Here is a 5,878-nt window from a genome sequence, read left to right on the forward strand (position 1 = left end):
GTCGAGGCCGTTCAAATTCTCGGGGTGTACCATGACCAAATCGAAACTGCTGTTAGCCGGCCTGTTGGCTTTGATTCTTGCGCCCGTCGCCGCCCTGGCGCAGGCGCTGCCCGATCTCGGCGGCAAGAAGGTGGTGGTTGTGACGGAAAACGCCTATCCGCCGCTGCAGTTTATCGATGCCAAGACCGGCAAGCAGATCGGCTGGGAATATGACGCAATGAACGAGATTGCCAAGCGGCTGAATTTCCAGGTCGAATACCAGAATACCTCTTGGGATGCGATGATCCAGGCGGTTTCCGACAATCAGTACAACATCGGGATGACCGGCATCACCATCAAGGACGACCGCAAGCAGAAGGTCGATTTCTCCGACCCCTACATGCGCTCGGAACAGTTTATGCTGGTGCGTGGCGATGAGAAGCGCTTCACCGACGCCAAGACGTTCGGCGCCTTCAAGGATGGGCTGATCGGCGCACAGGCCGGCACGACGCCGTTCTACACCGCCGTCTACAGCGTGCTCGACGGCAATGAGCAGAACCCGCGCATCAAACTTTTCGAAACATTCGGCGCGACGGTGCAGGCGCTGAAGACCGGCGACGTCGATGTCGTGCTGACCGATGGCACTGCCGGCAAGGGCTATGTCGAGGCGTCCAACGGCGGGCTGAAGCTGATCGGCGGACCGCTCGGCACCGAGGATTTCGGCTTCATCTTCCCCAAAGGCTCGGATCTGGTGAAGCCGGTCAATGCAGCGATCGCCGCACTGAAGGCCGACGGCACGCTCGACGCGCTCAACAAGAAATGGTTTCTTGATTACAAGATGGGACAGTAAAACTTTTGTCGCGCGCGTTGCGTGACGGTAGTGCGCCGGAACTCGCGCTGACTCTGCGCTCGTACACCCCCCTCTGTCCTGCCGGACATCTCCCCCTCAAGGGGGGAGATTGGATGTCGCACCGGCTTTCGCCAATTTCCAATCTTGCAGAATGGGCGGCGAGGTCAAAGCTGCCGATCTCCCCCCTTGAGGGGGAGATGGCCGGCAGGCCAGAGGGGGGTGGCTTGGCGCTTAGCTTCGGCAAAGCATGCTTTGCCGGTATCGGTTAAATGGCAACGCCCGCATCGTCCACGTCCAAAACCGACTTCCCGTGGTGGCTTGCCGTGGCTGCGGCGCTCGCCGTGGCAGCCGCTATCTTCATCGCCGCAAGCGACCTCTATGCCCAGGTTTTCGCGACCGTCGCCAAGGGCATCGGCATCACCGTCTTCGTCACGATGGTCGCCTTCGCGCTGGCCTCGGCAATCGGGCTCGGCATTGCGCTGATGGGGCTGTCGGGATCGCGCTGGCTGCGCCAGATCGCTCGCTTCTATGTCGAGATCATCCGCGGCGTGCCGATGCTGGTGCTGTTGTTCTGGATCGCCTTCGCCGGGGCGCCAGCCTTCGTCGCGGCGTGGAACGCAGTGACCGCGCCATTGCAAAATGCGGGTCTCTTCGGAGAACTGCTGGTGCGCGACGTGTCGTTGCTGTGGCGCGCCATCATGGCGCTGACCATCGGCTACTCCGCGTTCATCTCGGAGGTCTTCCGCGCCGGCATCCAGGCAGTCGAGAAGGGCCAGATCGAGGCCGCGAAGGCGCTGGGGCTGACCCGCACGCAGCGTTTCCGGCTGATCGTCTTTCCGCAGGCGATCCGCACCATCCTGCCGCCGCTCGGCAATGATTTCGTCGCCATGGTCAAGGATTCCTCGCTGGTCTCGGTGCTCGGCGTCGCCGACATCACCCAGATGGGCAAGATCTACGCCGCTGGCTCGTTCCGCTTCTTCGAAACCTATTCGATCGTTGCCTATATCTATCTTATCCTGACGGTCGGCCTTTCGCTGGCCTTGCGGGGGCTGGAGAAGCGGCTGCGTCGCCAGCATGAGCAATAGCCGGCGGGCGAAGTCGGCGCTACGATTGACCTGTCGGGTTGCAGAGGAATTGATCCATGAACATCGACAAAGCCAACGCGGCACTGGATTCCGTCTATACGGCAGATACGCCGAAAGCGCTGGCGGAGGCCTATGCCGCATGGGCTGCGACCTATGACAGCGAAACCGCCTCGCTCGGCTATCTCCTGCCGTTCCTGATCGCCGCCTGGGTGGCGCGCCATGTGCCATCAGGCGAAGGGCCGCTGCTCGACGCCGGCTGCGGCACCGGTCTGTCGGGACCGTCGCTCAAGGCGCTCGGCTATCGGGACATCGCCGGGCTCGACCTGTCGGAGGACATGCTGAAAATCGCTGGCAGCCGCCAGGCCTACAGCGAGCTGAAGCAGGCGATGCTTGGCGGTCCGCTGCCTTGGCCGGACGGCTATTTCCGCGCCTTCTTCTCGACCGGCGTGTTCACCATCAGCCACGCGCCGGCGTCCGGCCTGTATGAACTGGTGCGCATCACGAAAAAGGGTGGCCACGCCATCTTCACCGTTCGCGACCAGGTGTTCGAGAGCGGCGGTTTTCGTGATGTCTTTGCCGAACTGGAGCACAACGAAAAATGGCGGCCGATCGAGGAAAGCCCGTGGTTCCGCTGCTATGCGATTGCCGAGCCCGAGGCGCTGGTGAAGACCTTCGTGTTCGAGGTGGTTTGAGCACCGGTTTGCAGGACTTGGGTTCCTCGCCCCCGCGCAGCAGGGGCGAGGAACCCAAGTCCTGCGAGGGCAGCTGCGATTGCCGAAAACCCAAAACATTGATATGAGCCACGCCATGGAACAGCTTTTTGGCGATCCGGCCTACAAGGGCTTCGTGCTGCAGGACAGAAAACGCCTGCCGTCGCGATTCTCGGCGCGCGTTTCCGGCGCTCTGACCAGCCGACTTCGCTAGGCCGTGTTCGCCGGCTAGCCGGCGCTTGTCCTTTCCCATTTTCATATCGACGGATTTACGCACATGAGCGCACCTCGCACCCTCTACGACAAGATATTCGACGACCATGTCGTCGATCGCCAGGACGACGGCACCTGCCTGCTCTACATCGATCGTCATCTCGTCCATGAAGTGACCAGCCCGCAAGCCTTCGAAGGCCTGCGCATGACCGGCAGAAAGGTCCGGCATCCGGAAAAGACGCTGGCCGTGGTCGATCACAATGTGTCCACTTCGCCGGAGCGCAAGTTCGGCATCAAGAATGAGGAAAGCCGCATCCAGGTCGAGGCGCTGGCCAAGAACGCCAAGGATTTTGGCGTCGAATATTATTCCGAGAAGGATATCCGCCAGGGCATCGTCCATATCATCGGTCCCGAGCAGGGCTTCACGCTGCCCGGCATGACCATCGTCTGCGGCGACAGCCACACCTCGACGCATGGCGCTTTCGGCGCATTGGCGCACGGCATCGGCACCTCGGAAGTCGAGCATGTGCTGGCCACGCAGACGCTGATCCAGCGCAAGGCCAAGAACATGCTGGTGCGCGTCGACGGCGTATTGCCGGAGGGCGTCACCGCCAAGGACATCATATTGGCGATCATTGGCGAGATCGGCACTGCAGGCGGCACCGGCTATGTCATCGAATATGCCGGCGAGGCGATCCGCGCGCTGTCCATGGAAGGCCGCATGACCATCTGCAATATGTCGATCGAGGGCGGCGCCCGGGCCGGTCTGATCGCGCCTGACGAGACGACCTTTGCCTATGTCAAGGACAAGCCGCGCGCGCCGAAGGGCGAGGCGTGGGATGCCGCGCTCGCCTACTGGAAGACGCTGCAGTCCGACGAAGGCGCGCATTTCGACAAGGTGGTCGTGCTCGACGCGGCGAAATTGCCGCCGATCGTATCCTGGGGCTCCTCGCCCGAGGATGTCGTCTCGGTCCAGGGGATCGTGCCGAACCCCGACGATATCACTGATGAGAACAAGCGCACCTCCAAGCAGCGCGCGCTCGACTATATGGGCCTGACGCCGGGCACCAGGATCACCGATATCGCGCTCGACCGCGTCTTCATCGGCTCCTGCACCAACGGCCGCATCGAGGATCTGCGCGCCGCCGCCAAGGTGATCGAGGGCAAGACGGTCAATCCGCGGGTCAATGCGATGATCGTGCCGGGCTCCGGTCTGGTCAAGGAGCAGGCGGAGGCCGAGGGTCTCGACAAGATCTTTGTCGCCGCCGGCTTCGACTGGCGTGAGCCGGGCTGCTCGATGTGCCTTGCCATGAATGACGATCGGCTGAAGCCGCATGAGCGCTGCGCCTCGACCTCGAACCGCAATTTCGAGGGCCGTCAGGGCTTCAAGGGCCGCACCCATCTGGTGTCGCCGGCCATGGCGGCGGCAGCGGCGATCGCCGGCCATTTCGTCGACATCCGCGAGTGGAAATAACTCAGGCGGCCACTGTCCGCATATGAGTGCCTACCAGAGCCCGAACCGCGATACGGTTCGGGCTCTTTTCACGCCGGGCGCCTGACGAGTTCATGGAATTGCTCACGCCGGCCGGGTTGCTCTGCGGCGACCACCAGCGCCAGTTGGCGTTCGTCGAACAGCTTGAACCACTCGTCCCATTCAACCAGTTCGTAGCCACCCGCGTTGGTCGGGCGTTCGGCCTGATCCTGGTCCTGATAGGCGTGCTGGCCGAAGACCAGCCTCAGCAGGGCTTGGGTCCCTGCTTCGGGCGACACGTCGACGATTGCCGGAAATCCAGCGCGCGCCGCGGCCCATGAACGAATTGCGTCGTGGTCGGTCAGCATGATCGTATCGGCCATGGAAGCGTCTCCTCTTGGCTGCTGCCGGAAAACGCCGGCCGCGGTTTCAAGTTCCGTACAGCAGCTTCATCGGCGACCTTGCGGATAGTCGACTTTGCTTAACCGCTTGTTCGGGCTTCCGCTCTAAGGTCTTGCCTGACGGAAGCGTGGGGGGTCACGGTCCTTGGACACCGATCTGCTGATAGGGTTGCTCAACCCGACGATCGCGCTTGCGCTCGGCACGGTGTTTCTCGTGCTGTGGTTCTATCAGCGTCACCGTCCCTATCTGGCCGTGCTCGCCGCCAGCTACTGGCTTTCGGCGGCCGGTTTCCTGTTGCAGTATTTCACGCTGCCCATCGGCATGGCGCCGACCAAGCTGCTCTCCAACCTCTGCTTCACCATCGCCGCCTGTGGTCTCGCTGGCGCGATCGTGACGCGTTATGGACGGCGCGTGCCCTTTGTCGCGATCGGCGTCCTGGCGAGCGGCGGCCTGGCCGCTTTTTGCTGGTTCATGTTCTTCCAGCCGGATCTCACCTGGCGAATCCTGGTGATGAATTTCGCTTTCGGCGGCCTCAGTCTGGTTGTCGCCGCCGAACTGCGCGTGGTGCGCGACAAGGGCCCGACGGAAATGATCCTGTTCGTGCTGTCGCTGCTTTCCGGGTTGAACTTCTTCGTGCGCACCCTCGTAATCGTCATCGCGCATGGACCTTACCAAAGCTATGACGGGTTCTATGCCTCGTCCTACTGGACAACGGCGCTGCTGTCGCATGCGCTGCTGTCTTTGCTCATCGCGCTTTGCCTGTTTTGCGCGGCTGCACTCGACGTGATGAAAGCGCTGAAGGCCGAGGCGTACACCGACCCGCTGTCGGGCCTGCTCAACCGCCGCGGTTTCGAGGAGCGCGCCACGCTGCTCCTGCAGCACTGCGCCACCGCCAAACTGCCGGTCGCGCTGGTGCTCGCCGACCTCGATCATTTCAAGGCGCTCAACGATCTGCACGGGCATGCCGCGGGCGATCGCGTGATCGCCGACTTCGCCGCCAAGCTTCTATCGGCTGCCGGCACCAGCGGCGTCGCCGGCCGCATCGGTGGCGAGGAGTTCGCCGTGCTTTTGCCGCTGAGCGACCTTGGCGCGGCAAGGCTGTTTGCCGAAGCCATTCGCACGCTCTATTCGGCGGACAGCATCGACGGGCTTCCGCACGGTACAAGAG

Annotated in this window: 6 protein-coding genes; 5 read left to right on the top strand and 1 reads right to left on the bottom strand. The window is 62.6% G+C overall.

All coding sequences use genetic code 11. From position 1 onward, the window contains the following. The first annotated feature begins 31 nt into the window (after nt 1-31). From EOA86_RS18810 to leuC, 4 genes are all read left to right on the top strand, one after another. Nucleotides 32-829, top strand: a complete 798-nt coding sequence (locus tag EOA86_RS18810; protein WP_029349350.1) for a transporter substrate-binding domain-containing protein — start codon at nt 32-34, stop codon at nt 827-829. A gap of 269 nt (nt 830-1,098) precedes the next feature. Continuing rightward, on the top strand, nt 1,099-1,914 hold the full coding sequence (locus tag EOA86_RS18820) for an amino acid ABC transporter permease (protein WP_065007251.1): 816 nt from the start codon (nt 1,099-1,101) through the stop codon (nt 1,912-1,914). A 56-nt stretch (nt 1,915-1,970) separates the two neighbouring features. Then, nucleotides 1,971-2,606 carry a class I SAM-dependent methyltransferase gene (locus EOA86_RS18825; RefSeq protein ID WP_029349346.1) on the top strand — a complete coding sequence of 212 codons (636 nt, stop codon included), beginning with the start codon at nt 1,971-1,973 and terminating at the stop codon, nt 2,604-2,606. Between the two features lie 295 nt (nt 2,607-2,901). Then, complete coding sequence (gene leuC / locus EOA86_RS18835) at nt 2,902-4,311, top strand: 3-isopropylmalate dehydratase large subunit (protein WP_029349344.1); 1,410 nt, start codon at nt 2,902-2,904, stop codon at nt 4,309-4,311. A 68-nt stretch (nt 4,312-4,379) separates the two neighbouring features. Here leuC and EOA86_RS18840 read toward each other — a convergent pair whose 3' ends face one another. Next, on the bottom strand, nt 4,380-4,691 hold the full coding sequence (locus EOA86_RS18840; protein ID WP_029349343.1) for a hypothetical protein: 312 nt from the start codon (nt 4,689-4,691) through the stop codon (nt 4,380-4,382). Nucleotides 4,692-4,854: 163 nt separating this feature from the next. On the opposite strand from EOA86_RS18840, the gene EOA86_RS18845 reads away from it, so the two are divergent. After that, nucleotides 4,855-5,878: GGDEF domain-containing protein (locus tag EOA86_RS18845; RefSeq protein WP_164891825.1), on the top strand; the 1,024-nt coding region annotated here is incomplete at its 3' end.

This window comes from Mesorhizobium sp. M5C.F.Ca.IN.020.32.2.1 (assembly GCF_004023105.1).
Lineage (GTDB): Bacteria > Pseudomonadota > Alphaproteobacteria > Rhizobiales > Rhizobiaceae > Mesorhizobium > Mesorhizobium wenxiniae.

Bases quoted from the DNA above. Each gene is read 5' to 3' on its own strand.
- EOA86_RS18840 (WP_029349343.1), bottom strand. From the start codon at position 4,691: ATGGCCGATACGATCATGCTGACCGACCACGACGCAATTCGTTCATGG.
- EOA86_RS18810 (WP_029349350.1), top strand. From the start codon at position 32: ATGACCAAATCGAAACTGCTGTTAGCCGGCCTGTTGGCTTTGATTCTT.
- EOA86_RS18825 (WP_029349346.1), top strand. From the start codon at position 1,971: ATGAACATCGACAAAGCCAACGCGGCACTGGATTCCGTCTATACGGCA.
- EOA86_RS18820 (WP_065007251.1), top strand. From the start codon at position 1,099: ATGGCAACGCCCGCATCGTCCACGTCCAAAACCGACTTCCCGTGGTGG.
- leuC (WP_029349344.1), top strand. From the start codon at position 2,902: ATGAGCGCACCTCGCACCCTCTACGACAAGATATTCGACGACCATGTC.